The sequence below is a fragment of the Rhodoferax sp. BAB1 genome (assembly GCF_013334205.1).
Classification (GTDB): Bacteria; Pseudomonadota; Gammaproteobacteria; order Burkholderiales; family Burkholderiaceae_C; genus Hylemonella.
On sequence record NZ_CP054424.1, the window covers coordinates 2,171,486 to 2,188,688 of the forward strand.

The following is a 17,203-nucleotide window of genomic DNA, read 5'->3' on the forward strand; positions in this document are numbered from 1 at the left end:
CTTATCCGCGCGGGTGGTGCTGCGCGTGCAGCGACTTGAGGCGCTCGCGCGCCACGTGGGTGTAGATGGTGGTGGTCGAGATGTCGGCATGCCCCAGCAGCATCTGCACGGCGCGCAGGTCGGCGCCGTGGTTCAGCAGATGGGTGGCAAAGGCATGGCGCAGGGTGTGCGGCGAGAGCGGCGCCGTGATGCCGGCGGCCAGCGCATGCTTTTTCACGATCATCCAGAACATCACGCGCGACATGGCCTCGCCGGCGCGTGTGCCGCGCAGGGTGACGAAGAGGTCATCGGTCTGCTTGCCCGCCAGCAGGGCCGGGCGCGCCTCCTGCAGGTAACGCTGCAGCCAGCCTGCGGCCACCTCGCCGAAAGGCACCAGGCGCTCCTTGTTGCCCTTGCCGAAGACCCGCAGCACGTGCTCGGACAGGCTGACGTTGAAGGTCTTCAGGCCCACCAGTTCGCTCACCCGCAGGCCGCTGGCGTACATCAGCTCCAGCATGGTGCGGTCGCGCACGGCCAGCGGCGTGTCCTCGCCCGGTGCGGCCAGCAGGGCCTCGACCTGGGCCTCGCTCAGCGTCTTGATGGCACGCGCCATCTGCTTGGGCGCCTGCAGCTTCAGCGTCGGATCGGCCGAAATATGGCGCTCGCGCAAGGCCCAGCGAAAGTAGCGCTTGAAGACCGTCAGGCGCCGGCTGGCCGTGGTGGTTTTCGTTTCACCGTGCCGGGCCGAGAAATAACCATTGATATCGGGTTCGGTACTCTCCAAAAGCGTACGCCCGCGGGCGGTGAGCCAGCGGGCGTAGAGCGTGAGGTCGCGGCGGTAGGCCGCCAGCGTGTTGCGTGACAGGCCTTCCTCCAGCCACAGGGCATCGACGAAAGCGTCGATGGACGCGTCATCCAGGCCCTGTGCCACGGGGAACTCAGTCGAGCTTGAGCCCGGCGCTGTCGACCACCTTCTTGTAGACCATGTACTCGGCCTTCATCTGCTCGGCGAACTGTGCGGGCGTGTTACCCACGATCAGGGAGCCGGTGTCCTCGATGCGCTTGCGCACGGCCGGATCCTGCAGCACCTGGCGGGTGGCGGCGTTGATCTTGTCCACGACGTCCTTGGGCAGGCCCTTGGGGGCGAGGATGCCGTAGTAGGCCATGCGGTTCACCGGCTCCAGGCCCACTTCCTTGAAGGTCGGCACATTGGGCAGCTGGGCCAGGCGCTGGGGGGCGGCGATCACGATGGGCACCAGGCGGCCGGCGAGGATGAAGGGCAGGGCCGAGGGCAGGTTGTCGAAGATGATCGGCACCTGGCCGGCGACCGTGTCGTTCAGGGCCGGGCCGGCACCCCGGTAGGGGATGTGCGTCATGAAGACACCGGTCTGGCTCTTGAACAGTTCGGTCTGCAGGTGGCCGATGCCGCCCGTGCCCGAGGAGGCATAGGAATACTTGCCCGGCGACTTCTTGAGTTCGGCGATGAAGCCCTTGTAGTCCTTGGCCGGGAAGCTCGGATGCACCGCGATGATGTTGGGCGTGGCGGCAATGTTGATGATGGGCGTGAAGTCCGTCAGCACGTTGTAGGGAATCTTGGTATTGATGGCCGGGTTGGCCGCCGTGGTGGACACGGTGGCCATGCCGAGGAAATAACCATCCGGCGCAGCGCGCACCGTTTCGAGCGCCCCCACGACACCGCCACCACCGGCCTTGTTCTCGATCACCACGGGCTGGCCCAGGGCCTTGCCCAGCGGCTCGGAGATCACGCGCGCGATGATGTCGGTCGTGCCACCGGGTGCAAAGGGCACCTGCAGCTTGACGGGTTTGTTGGGATAGCCTTGGGCAAAAGCGGTACCGGCGGCAGCCAGCAGGCTGAGGACAAAGAGGGCACGACGCTGCATGGGGACAACTCCTGTATCAGTGAGAGATGCCCGATTCTATTGCCCCAGCAGTGCCTTTTTAAGTCGGGTATCCACGGGGTTGGGGCCGACGAAGATCTCCAGCAGCGCCTGGTAGAAATCGGCCCCGCCGATGGCCGGGCCGCGCGACACCTCGTTGACGGCCAGTTGCAGGCCCTGCCCAGGCAGGTAGTCGAGGTTGATGGTGTCGCCCTCACGTGCCACGCCGATGCTGTCGATCGTGCGCGCAAACTGGTCCACGCGGTCCTGCATGGCCGCCCATTCGGCGTCGTTCACGTTCTTGCGCATGCCCCGGACCAGGGCCTTCTTGATCTCGCCGGAGTCGACCTCCATCAGCATGCGCAGCTGCAGGCGCCGGGGGGCGTCCTGGTCCAGGATGGCTTGCGGGGCGGCCGTCTTCTGCGGCACATAAAGCGCGGCCACAAAGGCCTTGAAGATGTAGACCGCACGCACGCCCAGACCATTGAGCTGCAGTTCGCGGCTGCCCAGGCGGACCGTGTCGTCGAAACGCAGGCCTTCCAGCATGGCCGCGTGGGCAGGGGCACCGGCCAGGACGCAGGACAGGGCCAGCAGGGTGGAGACAAGGAGCTTTTTCATGGGTATTCAACGCCCCGGCAGGGCGGCCGGCTGACAGGCCGCGCCCCGGACCGATGGGCGGTTCGCTGGTATTCTCGGCCGGTGAACTACGCCCAGCTGCTTTTCCCCGATTTCTCCCTGATCCTGTGCGGCTATCTGGTCTGCCGCTACACGGCGCTGAACCGGCCGGTCTGGGACCAGGTCGAGATCCTGGTCTACTACTTCCTGTTCCCGGTGCTGCTGTTCCACAGCATCCTGCGCAGCCCGCTGGACCTGGGCGCCGCCTCCAGCCTGATCGGCGCGGGCCTGAGCATGGGCATCATCGGCATCGCCCTGGCCTATGCCCTGCCCCACCTGCCCTGGATCGGCCGCCACATCGACACCCGTCTGCACGCGGCCAGCACCCAGGTGGCCTTCCGCTTCAACTCCTTCATCGGCCTGGCCCTGGCCGAGCGCCTGGCCGGCCCCCAAGGCCTGCTGCTGCTGGCCGTGCTGATCGGTTTCTGCGTGCCGCTGTTCAACGTGGGCGCGGTCTGGCCCATGGCGCGCCACGCGCAGCGCAGCGTGGGGCGCGAGCTGCTGCGCAACCCGCTGATCATCGCCACCGTGTCGGGGCTGATCGCCAACGTGCTGGGCTTTCGCATCCCGGCCTGGGCCGACCCCACGCTCAGCCGCATCGGCGCCGCCTCGCTGGCCCTGGGCCTGATGGCGGCCGGGGCCGGCCTGCGTTTTTCCAGCCTGGGCAAGGGCAAGGTGCTGGCCGTGGCCGTGCTGGCCATCAAGCACCTGCTGCTGCCGCTGATCGCGCTGGGCCTGTCCCTGGCCTTCGGCCTGACGCCGGTGCAGACCACCATCCTGCTGGCCTTCTCGGCCCTGCCCACGGCCTCCAGCTGCTACGTGCTGGCCGCGCGCATGGGCTACGACGGCGCCTATGTGGCCGGCCTGGTCACACTGTCCACCCTGCTGGGGGTGGCCAGCCTGTCGTTTGCGCTGGGGGTGCTGCGCTAACTCACTGCTTGAGCTGTTCGGCCATGAAGGCGTGGATGGCCTCGAGCTCGGGCTTGAGCGGGGTGTAGGCGATGCCTTCGCGGCGCAGCAGGGCGCGCATGCCGCGGTCCACCTCCTTGGCCTGTTCCTCGTCCTGGAAACGCCCGGTGTGGATGTACTTGCGCTCGCCGCGCTCGACCATGATGTTGACGTTGTTGTGCTGCTTGTACCACTCGAGGATCTGCTTGCGCGTCTTGCCCGTGTCGCAGATGTTGTCGGGGTAGAACTCGTTGTAGTAGAGGATCTGCGGCAGCGAGCATTCGCCCACCAGGTACTGCACCTGGCCGTCGAGCAGCTCCAGCATGTGGAACTGCTGCTGGGCGATCCTGTACTGGTTGCGCAGGCTCTCGTAGTCTTTTTGCCACACCAGCGATTTGGCGTAGTCCGGAATCAGCTCCACCGTCTTGTGGTGCAGGTGCAGGTACAGGATGATGGCGGCAGTGAACAGCGACTTTTCGCAGCCTGGCCCGCCAATGATGTTGATCACCTTCGTCGGGTACAGGCGCATCTTGTTTTCCGGCAAGTGGGGCGAGACGTAGGTGTATTGAATGGTCATGTTCCGACTCCGTCATTCACGCAGGGGACTGTGGTCCCGGCTGCTGGGCCAGGGCCCAGGCAGCATGCTCGCGCACCAGGGCACTGCCCTGCGCCAGCTGCCCCTGCAGTGCTGCGACTATCGCAGGGTCATGCGCCACGCGCAAGGCATTTCCCAGGGCCACCACGATGTTGCGCTGCCAGCGCTCGTGGCCGATGCGCCGGATCGGGCTGCCTTCGGTGCGCTGCAAGAATTCCCCCTCGCTCCAGGCCAGCAGGTCCAGCAGCGTGCCCCCGCTCATGCCGGGGCGTGGCGCGAAATCCGGCAGGGAGCTGCGCTGTGCGTACTTGTTCCAGGGGCAGATCAGCTGGCAATCGTCGCAGCCGTAGATGCGGTTGCCCATCAGCGGGCGCAGTTCCACGGGAATCGGCCCCGCATGCTCGATCGTCAGGTAGGAGATGCAGCGGCGCGCATCGAGTTTCCCCGGGCCCAGGATGGCCTGCGTGGGGCAGACCGTGATGCAGGCCTCGCAGCTGCCGCAATGGTTGCTGACGGGTTCGCTGGCCGGCAGGGCCAGGTCCACATAGATCTCGCCCAGGAAGAACATGGAGCCGGCCTCGCGGTTGAGCACCAGGGTGTGTTTTCCGCGCCAGCCCTGGCCGCTGCGCGTGGCGAGTTCGGCCTCCAGCACCGGGGCCGAGTCGGTGAAGACGCGATGGCCAAAGGGCCCGACTTCAGCGGCCATGCGCTCGGCCAGCCGCTGCAGGCGCGCGCGCAGGACCTTGTGGTAATCGCGGCCGCGGGCGTAGAGCGAGACGATGCCCTCCGCGGGGCGCTGCAGGCGCTCGAACTCGATGGCCTGCCAACCCTCGGGCATACTCGCGCCCAGGTAGTCCAGACGCGCGGTGATCACGCTCACCGTGCCCGGCACCAGTTCGGCCGGGCGGGCGCGTTTGAGGCCATGCGCGGCCATATAGGCCATCTCACCGTGGAAACCACGCGACAACCAGTCGCGCAAACCCGGCTCGGCGTCCGACAAATCGACACCACTCACGCCGATTTGGGAAAATCCAAGTTCACGGGCCCAGGCCCGTATTTGGGAAATGAATTGACTGCTGCTGAACGTCACGAAGCCATTGTAGAAACCCGCATCCTGCCTGACGAATCCGCCACGCAGGCCCTGGCCGCCGTGCTGGCGGCACAGCCGTCCCTCCGCAACGCCTTTATCGAGCTGCACGGCAACCTGGGCGCCGGCAAGACCACCCTGGTGCGCCACCTGCTGCGGGCCCTGGGCGTGAGCGGCCGCATCAAGAGCCCCACCTACGCCGTGGTCGAGCCGCACGAAGTGCCGGGCCTCAACATCTGGCATTTCGACTTCTACCGCTTCAGCGACCCGCGCGAATGGGAAGACGCGGGCTTACGCGACCTGTTCGCCAGCCCCGGCCTCAAGCTGGCCGAGTGGCCCGAGAAGGCGAGCGGCCTGCTGCCCGTGGCCGATCTGGCCATCACACTGCAGGTGCAGGCCGACGAATCACGCCTGGCCACACTGACGGCCGGTACGCCTGCGGGTGCGGCCCTGCTGCAGGGCCTGCGCGAGGTACAGAAATGATCCAGCGGCGCGAACTGATCCAGGCCGGCACCCTGGTGCTGCTGCTGGGCCGCGCCCAGCTGGCCAGCGGTGCGGCCATCGTGGCCGTGCGCGTCTGGCCGGCCGAGGACTACTCGCGCGTCACGCTCGAATCGGACACCGAACTCAAGGCCAGGCAGAGTTTCATCGGCCAGCCGCCACGCCTCGCGGTGGACATCGAGGGCATCGAGCTCAACCCCGCGCTGCGCGAGCTGGTGGCCAAGGTGCTGCCCGAGGACCCCAACATCGCCGGCATCCGCGTGGGCCAGTACGCGCCCGGCGTGGTGCGCCTGGTGATCGACCTCAAGCAGGCCATCAAGCCCCAGGTCTTCACGCTCAAACCCATCGAGCCCTACCAGCACCGTCTGGTCTTCGACCTCTACCCCACCCAGCCGCCCGACCCGCTGGCCGCGCTGATTGCCGAGCGCCTGGGGCAGAAAGGACCGGCCCCCGCCGCCTCGGCACCGCGCAGCGACACCGACCCGCTGGGCGACCTGATCGCGCGCCATGCCGACAAGGCGCCCGCACCAGGCCTGCCCCCCGTGCCCGCGCTGCCAGCGCGCGGCAACGGGACCGACCGCCTCATCATCATCGCGCTGGACCCCGGCCACGGCGGCGAGGACCCCGGTGCCATCGGCCGCAACGGCACGCGCGAGAAGGACGTGGTGCTGCGCATCGCGCGCCGCCTGCGCGACCGCATCAACGCCAGCAGCGTCAACGGCCACACCCTGCGCGCCTACCTCACGCGCGACGGTGACTTCTTCGTGCCCCTGCACGTGCGTGTGCAGAAGGCGCGCCAGGTGCAGGCCGACCTCTTCGTCAGCATCCACGCCGACGCCTTCTACACACCGCGCCCCCAGGGGGCCAGCGTGTTCGCGCTGAGCCACGGCGGGGCGTCGAGCAGCGCGGCACGCTGGATGGCTGCCAAGGAAAACAAGGCCGACCAGATCGGCGGCATCAACGTCAAGGCCAAGGATGCGCAGGTGCAGCGCGCCCTGCTGGACATGAGCACCAGCGCGCAGATCAAGGACAGCCTGCAGCTCGGCGGCACCCTGCTCAGCGAGATCGGCCGGGTGGGCAAGCTGCACAAGCCGCGCGTGGAGCAGGCCGGTTTTGCCGTGCTGAAAGCCCCGGACATACCCAGCGTGCTGGTGGAAGCCGCCTTCATCAGCAACCCTGAGGAGGAGGCCAAGCTCAACAGCGAGGCCTACCAGGAGCAGCTGGCCCAGGCGCTGATGCGCGGCATCGAGGGTTATTTCGCCAAGAACCCGCCGCTGGCGCGCAACCGCAGCGTCTGAACGCAGCCTCTCTCTGATGGATTGGATCGTCCACTACCCGGCCCTGCGCCATCTGCACATGGGCCTGGCCTTCACCAGCGGTGCCCTGTTCGCGCTGCGCGGCGCGGCCGTGCTGACCCGCCAGCGCTGGCCCCTGCACCCCGTGCTGGGACGGGTCAGCGCCATCATCGACACCGGCCTGCTGGCCGCGGCCCTGCGCCTGCTGTGGGAGCTGCGCCTCAACCCCCTGCTCACGCCCTGGCTGCAGGTCAAGCTGGCCGTGCTACCGCTGTACATCGTGCTGGGCATGCTCGCACTCAAGTACGCACGACGGCGGGAAGCCAAGGCGCTGTGTTACATCGGTGCGCTGGCCTGCTACGGTTTCATGGTGTCGGTGGCACTGACCCACTCGCCCTGGGGGCTGTTCGCCAGTTGGGACGACTGAGGTCCTGAATGTGTGAAGAAATCGTAGCGAGCGGGCCGAGGGCAAGGCGCCCAGCGCGCAATGACCGAGACATATCGAACCGATAGGCGAGGAAATGAGCACTGCGCAACGCCACCATCGGCCCGCGCAGTAGATTTATTCGCACATTCAGTCGTTGTCCAGGTGCGGGGGTGACATCCCCTCGGCCGGCTCACCGGTGTCGGGATCGATCCAGTCGGCAATGCCCAGCTCGCTCTCGGCCTCCTGCAGGCTTTCACCCGGCTCGGGGGCTTCGAGATCCGCGGCGGCCTCCATATCGGCCTGCGCCTCCTCGAAACTGTCGTAGGGCCCGAATTCGCGCCCGCCGTCGGTCAGGCTCCAGTAATAGCCCCCGGGGCGCCTGAGCACCTGCCCCACCAGCACTTCCACGGTCTCGGGCACCGCCTTCATGCTGGGCGTCTCGTGGCTGCTGGCATCGGCTTTCTTGCGTGGCATGTCTGCACCTTCCTGCTGACCGGGAACCGGCATCGTGGCGGCCGGCCTGAACCAACTCCCTGACTCCATGCCGCAATGATGCACACAGCCGGCCACAACCGGCAAGCTGGTCATTCATCCACCTCCGCAGCACGGACTTTCAGGTGCGGCTGGCCTGGCGATGCGCTTTCCAGCTGCCATAGATCACGACCAGGCCGGGGATCAGGATCATGGCCCAGATGATCTTGTCCAGGTTGGCCTTGACCCAGGGCAGGCTGCCCAGGAAATAACCCGCGGTGCAGATGCCCAGCACCCAGATGAAGGCACCCACGATGTTGTAGAGCGTGAACTTCACGCGGCTCATCTCGGCCACGCCGCCGACGAAGGGCACGAAGGTGCGCAGGAAGGGCATGAACCGCGCGACGATGATGGTGATGCCGCCGTAGGTTTCGTAGAAGTCGTGCGCGCGCTGGAAGGCGCGCTTGTTGAAAAAGCGCGAATCCTCCCACTGGAAGACCTTGGGGCCGAAGTAACGCCCGATGGAATAGTTGCACTGGTCCCCCAGGATGGCCGCCGCCAGCAGCACGACCACCGCCACCGGGTAGCTCAGCAGGCCGGCGCCGGCCAGGGCCCCCACCACGAAGAGCAGCGAGTCCCCCGGCAGGAAGGGCATGACCACGACGCCGGTCTCGACGAAGACGATGAGGAAGAGCAGCGCATAGACCCAGGCACCGTAGGCCTGCACGAAGGCCTCCAGGTGCTTGTCCACGTGGAGGATGAAGTCGAGCAGAAATGTGATGAGTTCCATGGGGCGTGATTATCCCTGCCCGCCTCCGGCTGCTTGCCCTGATCCCCGCACGCTGCGTGGAAATCAGCGGCGCAGGCGCTGCACCCCCATCACCACGGCCAGCACCAGCGCACCGGCCACCACACCCACCGCGGCGCCGGCCAAGGTGTTGATCACAGCCGCCAGCAGGCTGCCCCAGCCCGCGGCCCAGGCCTCGACCGCATGGGCCAGGGCCGGCCAGCCGTGCAGCAGGATGCCGCCGCCCACCATGAACATGGCGGCCGTGCCCACGACCGACAGCGTCTTCATGAGCCAGGGCGCGGCCCGCAGCAGGCCCGTGCCCACGGCCTGCGCAAAACCCGAAGCCGAACGCTGCAGGCGCAGGCCCAGGTCGTCGAGCTTGACGATGCCCGCCACCAGGCCATACACCCCCACCGTCATCAGCAGGGAGATGCCCACCAGCACACCCACGCGCTGCATCAGCGAGGCCGCCGCCACCGTGCCCAGGGTGATGACCACGATCTCGGCCGAGAGGATGAAGTCGGTGCGCACCGCGCCCTTGATCTTCTCGCGTTCGAAGGCCACCAGGTCCACCGCCGGATCGGCCAGGGCCTGCAGCGTCTTCTGGTGTTCGGCTTCGTCCTCTTCGGGGCTGTGCAGCCACTTGTGCGCGAGTTTCTCGAAACCCTCGAAACAGAGGAAAGCCCCGCCCAGCATCAGCAGCGGCGTGATCAGCCAGGGCGCCAGCCAGCTGATCAGCAGGGCCGCAGGCACCAGGATGGCCTTGTTGATCATCGAGCCCCGAGCCACGGCCCAGACCACGGGCAGTTCGCGGTCGGCCTGCACCCCGGTGACCTGCTGGGCATTGAGCGCCAGGTCGTCGCCCAGCACGCCGGCGGTCTTGCGCGCGGCGACCTTGGTCATGGTGGCCACATCATCGAGGATGGTGGCGATGTCGTCGATCAGTGTTAACAGGGTGGTTCCGGCCATGGGTGTGTACTCCTGGCCGGCATCGTACAAGACGCCGGCAGTGGCAGCCTAAAATGCCCTGGTGAACGCCGTCCTCTCCCCCGCCCCGCGCCGCCCCATCCGTGAACTGCCGGATGAGCTGATCAGCCAGATCGCCGCCGGCGAGGTCGTGGAGCGCCCCGCCTCGGTGGTGCGCGAACTGGTGGACAACGCGCTGGACGCCGGCGCCACCCAGATCACCCTGCGCCTGCTGGCCGGCGGCGTGCGCCTGATCGCGGTGGAAGACAACGGCATCGGCATCCCGCGCGACGAGCTGCCCATCGCCCTGAAACGCCACGCCACCAGCAAGATCGCCAGCCTGCACGACCTGGAGTCCGTTGGCACCATGGGGTTTCGCGGCGAGGCCCTGGCCGCCATCAACTCCATCGCCGATTGCGCCATCCTCTCGCGCGTGGCCGAGCAGTCCAGCGCCTTCCTGCTGGACGGCCGCACCGGCGAGATCCGGCCCGTGGCGCGCAGCGCCGGCACCACGGTGGAAGTGAAGGAGCTGTTCTTCAGCACACCGGCACGCCGCAAGTTCCTCAAGACCGATGCCACCGAACTGGCGCACTGCATCGAATCCGTGCGCCGCCATGCCCTGGCCCGGCCTGACGTGGGTTTTGCCATCTGGCACGAGGGCAAGCTGGTGGAGCAGTGGCGCGTGTGCAGCGGCGCCGACGCGCAGAACCAGCGCCTGGCCGACGTGCTGGGCGAGGATTTCATCACCGAGTCGGTGGCCGTGGATTTCCAGACGGCCGCCGCACCGGGTGCGTACCACGGCATCCGCGTCCGGGGCCGCGCCGGCATTCCGGACGCCGCCCGCGCGCGCGCCGACCACCAGTTCTGCTACGTCAACGGCCGTTACGTGCGCGACAAGGTGCTCACGCACGCCGCGCGCAGCGCTTATGAGGACGTGCTGCACGGCCACAAGCAGCCGGTCTACGCGCTGTACATCGAGATCGATCCGGCGCGCGTGGACGTCAACGTGCACCCCACCAAGATCGAGGTGCGCTTCCGCGACAGCCGCGAGGTGCACCAGGCCGTGCGCCACGCCGTGGAAAACGCCCTGGCCGCGCCGCGCGCGCAGGCCGCCGTGCACGGCGGTTCTGCGGTGCCGGCCCACCTGGCCGACATCGCACGCCCCGTCGCGTCCTCCCCCTGGGCGCAGCCCGCTATCAATTTCGGAGCGGCCAGCACCTCGGATCGCGGCCATGAAGTGCACGACCTGGCCGCACTGTGGCAGCCCGCATCCACGGCAACGCCCGCACCAACGGCCTGGGCCGTGCGCGAGCCCGGCTCGGCGGCCCTGGCCGAGGCCAGGCCTCAGCCCGCCGAAGCGACGCCCGCGGCCTGGCCCCTGGGCCGCGCCCTGGCGCAGTTGCAGGGCGTCTACATCCTGGCCGAGAATGCCCAGGGCCTGGTCGTGGTGGACATGCACGCCGCGCACGAACGCATCGTCTACGAACGGCTCAAGAACCAGCTCGACCTGCAGGCCATTTCCAGCCAGCCCCTGCTGATTCCCGCCACCTTCCCTGCCACACCGCAGGAAGTGGCCACGGCCGAGGCCCACGCTGCCACGCTGTCGACCCTGGGCCTGGAGATCAGCTCCTTCTCGCCCAAGACCCTGGCCGTGCGCGCCGTGCCGTCCACTCTGGCCCAGGGTGATGCCGTGGAACTGGCGCGCAGCGTGCTGGCCGAGCTGGGCCAGCACGAAGCCAGCACCGTGATCCAGCGCGCCCGCAACGAACTGCTGGGCACCATGGCCTGCCACGGCGCCGTGCGCGCCAACCGCAAACTCACGCTGGAAGAGATGAACGCGCTGTTGCGCGACATGGAGCAGACCGAACGCTCCGACCAGTGCAACCACGGCCGCCCGACCTGGCGGCAGGTCACGCTGAAGGATCTGGACGCGCTGTTTTTGCGCGGGCGTTGAAGTCCGGTCCGTGGCCCGGAAGTGAACTGGCCTTGCCCCTGAATCCATCCGCAGTCGACAGCCGGGTTCAGGCTCAGGCCGGCCGCCGCTGCTCCAGTCGCACGCGGCTGGCCAGCAGTGCATCGGCCGCATCGATGTCCACCGCCTGGCCGCTGCGGTCCACCAGCGGCTGCTCGTAGTCGTTCCAGCCGCGCACGCCGGTCTTGAGCGAAACCACCTTGCTGAACCCCATGCGCTGCATCGTGTGGGCGGCCAGCACGCTGCGGTTGCCCGAGCGACAGATCACCACGATCTCGCGTTCGCGCCCGCCGGCCAGTTCGGGCACGGTGTCGTCGTAGTCCCAGTCGCAGGCCGATTCCAGGATGCCGCGCGGCACGTGGATGGCGCCGGCAATGTGCGCGGCATCAAATTCCGCCGGTTCGCGGATGTCGAGCAGCAGCGGTGGCGTGGGCTGGCGAAGCTGCTCCGCCAGGTCCCAGGGCATGATTTCACGAACCTCGGTGAGGCATTCGGCAAGCAGGTCGGCGTAGTGTTTCATGGCAGCGGCGCAGGGCAGAGGCCTTGCATCCTAGCCCGCCCCCGTGCCGGCCGCCATAGCCCGAACGGGTGATGCCCGCCGGGCCAGCCTGCGGGCACTCAGAGCCGGATGCGGGCGGCGTACTCCCGCAGCTTCTCCAGCCCCGGCTCCTTGCGCGGCCAGACCAGGTCGGCCCCGTCACCCGCGTAGCGCGGCAGCACATGGATGTGCACATGGGGCACGGTCTGCCAGCCCGCCGGTTTGTTGGTCTGCAGCAGGGTCATGCCCTCGGGCTCGAAGGCCGCCTGCACCGCCTTGGCCACACGCGTGGCGATAGCAAACAGATGCGCGGCCTCGGCCTCCTCCAGCTCCATCACGGTCTCGACCTGGCGTTTTGTCGCCACCAGCACATGGCCGGGGTTGACCTGGCCGGCGTCCATGAAGGCGATGACCTGTGTGTCCTCGTAGACGAAAACGGCCGGGATCTCGCGGCGGATGATGCGGGTGAAGACGCTGTCGGTCATGGCGGGTCTCGGCAATGGCGGGATGGGCGGCAGGATTCAGGGGTCTTGTGCGGGCTGCCCTGAACTTTCCGGCCACCCGGCGCATCATAGAACCCCATGAAACGCTGGTTCCTCCTGCTGCTCGCCCTGCTCACCGCCTTTGCCCTGGTCACGGGCTGCGCCACCCTCGACGAAAAACAGCGCGGCTGGATCTTCCAGCCTTCGGACCGCAGCTGGTGGCGCGGCGACGAAGCCGCCCAGGGCATGAGCGATGTCTGGATAGCCTTCAACTCGCAGGAAACCGGCCAGCCCGTCAAGCTGCACGGTCTGTGGCTGGCGCACCCCAAGCCCCATGCCCCGGTGCTGCTCTACCTGCACGGCGCGCGCTTCAACGTGGTGGGCTCGGCCTTCCGCGCGCGGCGCATGCAGGAGCTGGGCTTCTCGGTGCTGGCAGTGGACTACCGGGGTTTCGGCAAGAGCTCGCAGGAACTGCCCTCGGAGACCATGGCCTACGAGGATGCCCGCGCCGCCTGGGACTGGCTGGGCCGGCAATACCCCGGCCGGCCGCGCTACATCTTCGGCCACTCCCTGGGTGGCGCCATCGCCATCGAACTGGCCGCGCAGGTCGAAGACGAGGTCGGCACCCTGGTCGAAGGCACCTTCACCTCGATTCCCGATGTGGTCAGCAGCTTCAAGTGGGGCTGGCTGCCCGTGGGCCCGCTGATCACCCAGCGCTTCGAGGCCGTCAAGCGCGTGCCCGACGTCGGCTCCCCCCTGCTGGTGGTGCACGGCGCCAACGACAAGCTCATCCCGCCCGAACTGGGCCGCAAGCTCTTTGACGCCGCCACGGGCCGCAAGGCCTTTGTGCTGGTCGAGGGCGGCTCGCACCACAACACCAACTCGGTGGGACAGGCGCAGTACCGGGTGGCGCTGAACGAGCTGTTCGGTTTGCGCTGACCGACGGCAACGCCGACGGCCTGCTGCAAGGCCGTCACGCGAACTCAGGGTATGCCCTGATCTGGTAGTCTCGGGGGCGATGTCCCTCCCGTCTCCTGCGGCTCCCGCAACCGCCATGTCCCCCGCCCTGATCGTGCTTTTCCTGTCCCTGCTGCTGGGCCTGCAACCGATCACCACCGACCTGTACCTCCCTGCCCTGCCTGCGCTGACCGAAGGGTTCGGCGCGACGCTGCCGCAGGCGCAGCTCACGCTCACCGCCCTGCTGCTGGCCTTCGGCCTTTCGCAGCTGGTCTGGGGCCCGATCTCGGACCGTTACGGGCGCCGGCCCGTCCTGCTCTGGGGCCTGCTGGCCTATGTGCTGGCCTCGGTGGTCAGCACGCTGGCGCCCACCATGGAGCTGCTGATCGCCGCGCGTGTGCTGCAGGGTGCGGCCATGGGCGCGGGCGTGATGTGCGCGCGCGCCATCGTGCGCGACCTGTACAAACCCGTGGAAGGAGCGCGCATGATGTCCAAGGGCCTGACCGGCCTGGGCGTGATCGCCTGCCTCAGCGGGCCGCTGGGCGGCCTGCTGTCGGGCTGGATCGGCTGGCGCTTCGCCCTGCTGGCGCTGGCCGTGTTCGGCGCGGCCACGCTGGCGCTGGTGCTATGGCGCTTCGAGGAGACCATCCCGCAGAAGAACCCGCAGGCGCTGCAGCCCGCCAACCTGCTGCAGACCTGGGGCGGCATCGTGCGCCACCCGACCTTCTGGGCCTGGTCGGCGCTGTCGGCCGCCTCCTATGGCGGCCTGTTCACGGTGCTGGCCTCCTCGTCCTTCGTCTTCATCGACGTTCTCGGTGTCTCGCGGCCGGCTTATGGTTTCATCATGAGCTCCGTGTCCCTCACCTACATCCTCGGCACCCTGGCCTGCCGCCGCCTGCTGCCGCGCTTCGGCGTACGGCGTACGGTGGCGCTGGCCGCGGGCTTCACGCTGGCCGGCGGTACGCTCATGGGTCTCTTTGCGCTGGCCGGCCTGCACAACGGCTGGACCATCATGGGGCCCTTCTACCTCTTCATGCTCGCGCACGGCGTGCACCAGCCCTGCAGCCAGAGCGGCGCCGTGGGCCCCTTCCCCTACGCGGCCGGCGCGGCTTCGGCGCTCAACGGTTTCCTCATGGCCCTCGGGTCCTTCATCGTCGGCAGCGTGCTGGGCGAGATCATGGACGGCACGGCGCGCCCGCTGATGTACGGCGTGTGGTTCTGGAGCGTGATGATCGCGCTCACCGCCTGGACCCTGGTGCAAAAGCATGGCAAGTCCGAGCACTGACCCGAAAGCCGCGCTGAGCGCCGCCGGGTCGCCCCAAGGCGCGACGGCCCCCTCGGGGGGCAGCGCAGCACACGAAGTGCCAAGCGTGGGGGCCATTCTTGCCCTGGCTGGCCCCACCGCCAGTGGCAAGACTGCGGCCGCGCTGGCCATCGCGGCCGAACTGCCGGTGGAGATCATCAGCGTCGATTCGGCCCTGGTCTACCGCGGCATGGACGTGGGCACGGCCAAACCCAGCGCAGCCGAACTGGCCACGGTGCCACACCACCTGATCGACATCCGCGACCCGCTGCAGGCCTACAGCGCGGCCGAGTTCGTGGCGGATGCCACGCAGCTCATCCACGCCATCCACGCGCGCGGCCGGCACCCCCTGCTGGTGGGCGGCACCATGCTCTACTTCAAGGCCCTGTTCGACGGTATCGACGACATGCCCAGGGCCGATGCGCAGGTGCGCGAACAGATCGAGGCCGAAGCCCAAGACAAAGGCTGGCCGGCCCTGCATGCCGAACTGATGCGGGTGGACCCGCTCACGGCCGCGCGCCTGGCGCCTGGCGACTCGCAGCGCATCCAGCGCGCGCTGGAGGTGTACCGCGTCTCGGGCCAGGCCCTGTCGTCTTTCCACACACGCGGGGATGCCACCCAACCCTCGGCCATGGCACAAGCCATCACGCTGATCTCGCTGGAGCCGGCCGACCGCGCCTGGCTGCACGCGCGCATCGCGCAGCGTTTCGACGCCATGCTGGCCGCCGGCCTGCTGGACGAAGTGCAGCGCCTGCGCGCGCGCGGCGACCTGCACGCCGAGCTGCCCTCCATGCGCTGCGTGGGTTATCGCCAGGCCTGGGACTATCTGGAGGCGCACGAAGTGCGCGGACTGGACGGCAGCTTCCCCCTGAGCGAGTTGCGCGAGCGCGGCATCGCCGCCACGCGCCAGCTGGCCAAGCGCCAGATCACCTGGCTGCGTTCCATGCCGCAGCGCCGTGTGGTGGCCTGCGACGCGCCCGACGCTCTGCAACAAGTGTTGCAAATCGCGCGTGACTGGGCCGCCACAAGGGCCGCCTAGACCCCGGTAATTCGTTACCATGGCCCCACGCAACCGGGCCAATATCGCGCAGACCTCCGGAGGAACGCAGCACATGGACATGAACAGACGCTTGCTATTGGGCACCGCCGGCGCCCTGACCTTGTCGGCCTGCAGCACGCAGCAGATGGTGACCCTCGCCACGTCCAGAAACCCGGAATCGGCCCTGCGCAACATGGCACAAAGCCGGGTCAACTCCTATGTCTACAACCCGCAGCTTGCCGTGGCCGACCTGCGCCGCATCAAGACCGAATACAACCGGCTCATGGGCAATCTGCAGAAGGAAAGCGGCGAGCAGTGGGGCCAGCGCGAAGCGGGCACCCTGCCCAGCCGCACGCGTTATGTGAAATACACGGAGAACTACAGGAACCGGGTCGTGGTCGATTACGACGCCGGCACCATCCTGATCGAGCACCTGGAAGACGACGCCGTGCGCGACAAGCTGCGCCGCGCCACCGTCGTGGCCCTGCTCACGCCCGGCGATCCCGGCGCCGTCGACCTGTTCTCGGACAAGGAGATCACGCTCGACGGCCAGCCCTATCTGCAGGACCTGGTGGTGGACCAGAACAACGTTGTCCTCAAGACGCGCGAGGACGTGGAACGTTACGCGGACTACCTGGTCAGCAACCGCCTGCAGCAGCGCAGCATCGACGTCAAGGGCCAGCCCAGGACGGTGTTCTACGTGCAGATGGCCATGGTCAATGCCGCCATCGACAAGCGCGCACTGCAGTACGCCAGCCTGGTGCGCCAGAACTCGGACAAGACCCGGGTCAGCCGCAGCCTGGTCTACGCCATCATCCGCATCGAGAGCGCCTTCAACCCCTACGCGGTCTCCAGCGCCCCGGCCTACGGCCTGATGCAGCTCGTACCCACCAGCGGCGGGCGCGAGGCCTACCGCAAGTCGCGCGGCGAGGACGTGATCCCCAGCAAGGAATTCCTCTTCACCCCTGCCAACAACATCGAGTTCGGCACCGCCTACCTGGGCGTGCTGCTTTTTGATAGCCCGCTGCGCGAGATCCGCGACCCGGTCTCGCGCGAATACTGCGCCATCGCCGCCTACAACACCGGCCCCAGCAATGTGTACCGCGCCTTCAGCAACAAGAACGGGCGGGCGCGCCAGGACGAGGCGCTGGACGCCATCAACGCCCAACGGCCGGACGCGGTCTACAACGCCCTGCGCGGCAAGCTGCCTTACGCGGAGACCCGCGGCTACATCGCCAATGCGGTGCAGGCCAAGAAACGCTACGCGATGATGTAGTCCG

General features: G+C 67.9%; 19 protein-coding genes. 9 read left to right on the plus strand and 10 right to left on the minus strand.

Annotated features, from left to right (window positions below):
* Position 1: 1 nt before the first annotated feature.
* The 3 genes from xerD to HTY51_RS10435 are packed head-to-tail and all read right to left on the minus strand — an operon-like array spanning position 2 to position 2,495.
* A complete protein-coding gene (gene xerD / locus HTY51_RS10425) occupies positions 2-910 on the minus strand; it encodes a site-specific tyrosine recombinase XerD (protein WP_174252679.1) in 909 nt (302 codons plus the stop codon).
* A 7-nt stretch (positions 911-917) separates the two neighbouring features.
* A complete protein-coding gene (locus tag HTY51_RS10430) occupies positions 918-1,880 on the minus strand; it encodes a tripartite tricarboxylate transporter substrate binding protein BugE (RefSeq protein ID WP_174252680.1) in 963 nt (320 codons plus the stop codon).
* A gap of 36 nt (positions 1,881-1,916) precedes the next feature.
* Positions 1,917-2,495, minus strand: coding sequence for a chalcone isomerase family protein (locus tag HTY51_RS10435; RefSeq protein WP_174252681.1), 579 nt, complete (start codon positions 2,493-2,495; stop codon positions 1,917-1,919).
* An 81-nt stretch (positions 2,496-2,576) separates the two neighbouring features.
* Here HTY51_RS10435 and HTY51_RS10440 point away from each other — a divergent pair, with 81 nt between their 5' ends.
* Entirely contained in the window at positions 2,577-3,482 is a 906-nt protein-coding gene (locus tag HTY51_RS10440; RefSeq protein ID WP_174252682.1) for an AEC family transporter, read from the plus strand.
* A gap of 1 nt (position 3,483) precedes the next feature.
* Here the strand turns inward: HTY51_RS10440 and HTY51_RS10445 are convergent, their stop codons facing one another.
* A complete protein-coding gene (locus tag HTY51_RS10445) occupies positions 3,484-4,077 on the minus strand; it encodes a hypothetical protein (protein WP_174252683.1) in 594 nt (197 codons plus the stop codon).
* A 16-nt stretch (positions 4,078-4,093) separates the two neighbouring features.
* On the minus strand, positions 4,094-5,152 hold the full coding sequence (gene queG / locus HTY51_RS10450) for a tRNA epoxyqueuosine(34) reductase QueG (RefSeq protein ID WP_254607062.1): 1,059 nt from the start codon (positions 5,150-5,152) through the stop codon (positions 4,094-4,096).
* A gap of 12 nt (positions 5,153-5,164) precedes the next feature.
* Between queG and tsaE the strand changes: the two genes are divergently transcribed.
* Genes tsaE through HTY51_RS10465 form a run of 3 tightly spaced genes read left to right on the plus strand, consistent with a single transcriptional unit; the run spans position 5,165 to position 7,405 of the window.
* Complete coding sequence (gene tsaE / locus HTY51_RS10455) at positions 5,165-5,665, plus strand: tRNA (adenosine(37)-N6)-threonylcarbamoyltransferase complex ATPase subunit type 1 TsaE (RefSeq protein ID WP_254606855.1); 501 nt, start codon at positions 5,165-5,167, stop codon at positions 5,663-5,665.
* The gene (locus tag HTY51_RS10460; RefSeq protein WP_174252686.1) at positions 5,662-6,981 is read left to right on the plus strand and encodes an N-acetylmuramoyl-L-alanine amidase; all 1,320 of its coding nucleotides are present in this window, start codon (positions 5,662-5,664) and stop codon (positions 6,979-6,981) included. Before tsaE ends, HTY51_RS10460 begins: the two co-directional genes overlap by 4 nt.
* A gap of 16 nt (positions 6,982-6,997) precedes the next feature.
* Positions 6,998-7,405 (plus strand): SirB2 family protein, encoded by a 408-nt coding sequence (locus tag HTY51_RS10465; protein WP_174252687.1) that lies wholly within the window; start codon positions 6,998-7,000, stop codon positions 7,403-7,405.
* A 147-nt stretch (positions 7,406-7,552) separates the two neighbouring features.
* Here the strand turns inward: HTY51_RS10465 and HTY51_RS10470 are convergent, their stop codons facing one another.
* From HTY51_RS10470 to HTY51_RS10480, 3 genes are all read right to left on the minus strand, one after another.
* Positions 7,553-7,879 carry a hypothetical protein gene (locus tag HTY51_RS10470; RefSeq protein WP_254606856.1) on the minus strand — a complete coding sequence of 109 codons (327 nt, stop codon included), beginning with the start codon at positions 7,877-7,879 and terminating at the stop codon, positions 7,553-7,555.
* A gap of 139 nt (positions 7,880-8,018) precedes the next feature.
* Positions 8,019-8,666, minus strand: coding sequence for a DedA family protein (locus HTY51_RS10475; protein WP_174252688.1), 648 nt, complete (start codon positions 8,664-8,666; stop codon positions 8,019-8,021).
* Between the two features lie 63 nt (positions 8,667-8,729).
* Positions 8,730-9,635 (minus strand): DUF808 domain-containing protein, encoded by a 906-nt coding sequence (locus HTY51_RS10480; protein ID WP_174252689.1) that lies wholly within the window; start codon positions 9,633-9,635, stop codon positions 8,730-8,732.
* Positions 9,636-9,696: 61 nt separating this feature from the next.
* On the opposite strand from HTY51_RS10480, the gene mutL reads away from it, so the two are divergent.
* Positions 9,697-11,586 (plus strand): DNA mismatch repair endonuclease MutL, encoded by a 1,890-nt coding sequence (gene mutL, locus HTY51_RS10485; protein WP_174252690.1) that lies wholly within the window; start codon positions 9,697-9,699, stop codon positions 11,584-11,586.
* A 73-nt stretch (positions 11,587-11,659) separates the two neighbouring features.
* Here the strand turns inward: mutL and HTY51_RS10490 are convergent, their stop codons facing one another.
* Together HTY51_RS10490 and HTY51_RS10495 are read right to left on the minus strand one after the other, a co-directional pair.
* Positions 11,660-12,124 carry a rhodanese-like domain-containing protein gene (locus HTY51_RS10490; RefSeq protein ID WP_174252691.1) on the minus strand — a complete coding sequence of 155 codons (465 nt, stop codon included), beginning with the start codon at positions 12,122-12,124 and terminating at the stop codon, positions 11,660-11,662.
* Between the two features lie 98 nt (positions 12,125-12,222).
* Positions 12,223-12,627 carry an HIT family protein gene (locus HTY51_RS10495; protein ID WP_174252692.1) on the minus strand — a complete coding sequence of 135 codons (405 nt, stop codon included), beginning with the start codon at positions 12,625-12,627 and terminating at the stop codon, positions 12,223-12,225.
* A 96-nt stretch (positions 12,628-12,723) separates the two neighbouring features.
* On the opposite strand from HTY51_RS10495, the gene HTY51_RS10500 reads away from it, so the two are divergent.
* From HTY51_RS10500 to HTY51_RS10515, 4 genes are all read left to right on the plus strand, one after another.
* Positions 12,724-13,563, plus strand: coding sequence for an alpha/beta hydrolase (locus tag HTY51_RS10500; protein WP_174252693.1), 840 nt, complete (start codon positions 12,724-12,726; stop codon positions 13,561-13,563).
* Between the two features lie 79 nt (positions 13,564-13,642).
* Positions 13,643-14,866, plus strand: coding sequence for a multidrug effflux MFS transporter (locus tag HTY51_RS10505; RefSeq protein WP_174252694.1), 1,224 nt, complete (start codon positions 13,643-13,645; stop codon positions 14,864-14,866).
* Complete coding sequence (gene miaA / locus HTY51_RS10510; RefSeq protein WP_174252695.1) at positions 14,847-15,923, plus strand: tRNA (adenosine(37)-N6)-dimethylallyltransferase MiaA; 1,077 nt, start codon at positions 14,847-14,849, stop codon at positions 15,921-15,923. The genes HTY51_RS10505 and miaA overlap by 20 nt, the downstream gene beginning before the upstream one ends.
* A gap of 73 nt (positions 15,924-15,996) precedes the next feature.
* Positions 15,997-17,199 (plus strand): murein transglycosylase domain-containing protein, encoded by a 1,203-nt coding sequence (locus HTY51_RS10515; RefSeq protein ID WP_174252696.1) that lies wholly within the window; start codon positions 15,997-15,999, stop codon positions 17,197-17,199.
* Positions 17,200-17,203 lie beyond the last annotated feature (4 nt).